The organism is Moorena sp. SIO4G3, from assembly GCF_010692305.1.
In the GTDB taxonomy this organism is placed as follows: Bacteria; Cyanobacteriota; Cyanobacteriia; order Cyanobacteriales; family Coleofasciculaceae; genus Moorena; species Moorena producens_A.
The window spans coordinates 1-1,033 of the sequence record NZ_JAAHIG010000773.1; the positions used below are offsets into that span (position 1 = coordinate 1).

Genomic DNA, 1,033 nt, shown 5'->3' on the forward strand with positions numbered 1-1,033 from the left:
GGAAAATCTACAACTAAACGCTTTGTTCGTAACCACAAAACACCTAAAAGAGTATTGACCAGTTCATCTCCTCCTAACACTTCAACCGTAAACTCCTCTTCCTCAATAACCACCTTTCCCTCATATAAATTAAACCGTGCTTCTCCCTGGGCTGTTTGCATATCCTGTGGTTCATTATTACGCACCCACCCTAAACTCTCAGCATCTTGATTATCAATAGCTAACCAACCTGTAAACCCTGTATCTAACAGTGCCATAACGGGAAAAACCTCCCCATCAGCAGACATCAAGCCAATTTCAAAAAATAACTCCCCGAACCTATTAAATTCACCTTGGATCATATTCTGCCACAAGTTCCCGTTTCATTAATTTGCATAATAAGACACTTTTTACCTGGATGTTTAGAACGGGATTTGGAAAGTGCTACCTTTTTATCTTCATCGATAAAATACTCCCCACTATCAGGTTCAATAATAATAAACCAATCATAATGCTCTTGAATCAATTCTGGTTGTACTCGCTCAAAGACCTCTCGACAACGCTTATAAAACACTGCATCTTCTGCTTTAATTCTGGCTTTTTCTTCAGGAGACAGTCGTTTCTCCGGAAAAACCCGTCCTCGCCTTACAGTGTGATGGGAAGATGATGGTATCATTTTAGTTATACAAAACGCTGTAGATAAGTTTATAATAACAAGAATATCCCCCCTCAGGTTATTTCTCCCTTTCTTGCTAAGAAAGGGATAAGGGGTGACTTGTTCAAAATCTTATATAGCGATGCAGCGCGGTCTTGGGGGTTTCCCCCATGAGCGACTGCATCAAGAGAAGGCCCCATAAACTAGCCAATTATTCGAGCATAGATGATCAGCTTTCTGAATAGCTTCAGCCGCTCCCTGATTTTCACCCCTGTCAAACAAACACCGGCCATAATAACACCAGCCATTAGGATTATTTGCGTACTCCTGAGTTACTCTCCATCATTCTATTAATCAGCAATGCCTTCCCTTTTGCCTCTTGCCTCTTGCCTCTTGCCT

The 1,033-nt window shown here is 41.3% G+C and carries 2 protein-coding genes; both read right to left on the reverse strand.

What is annotated here, in order from left to right; translation table 11 throughout:
* The coding region (locus F6J99_RS45340) for an aspartyl protease (RefSeq protein ID WP_293124070.1) at window positions 1–341 on the reverse strand (341 nt) is incomplete at its 3' end.
* Complete coding sequence (locus F6J99_RS45345; RefSeq protein WP_293124072.1) at window positions 338–655, reverse strand: hypothetical protein; 318 nt, start codon at window positions 653–655, stop codon at window positions 338–340. The genes F6J99_RS45345 and F6J99_RS45340, both read right to left, overlap by 4 nt.
* Window positions 656–1,033: the final 378 nt, after the last annotated feature.

Coding starts and splice junctions, on each gene's coding strand:
- F6J99_RS45345 (WP_293124072.1), bottom strand. CDS start 655: ATGATACCATCATCTTCCCATCACACTGTAAGGCGAGGACGGGTTTTT.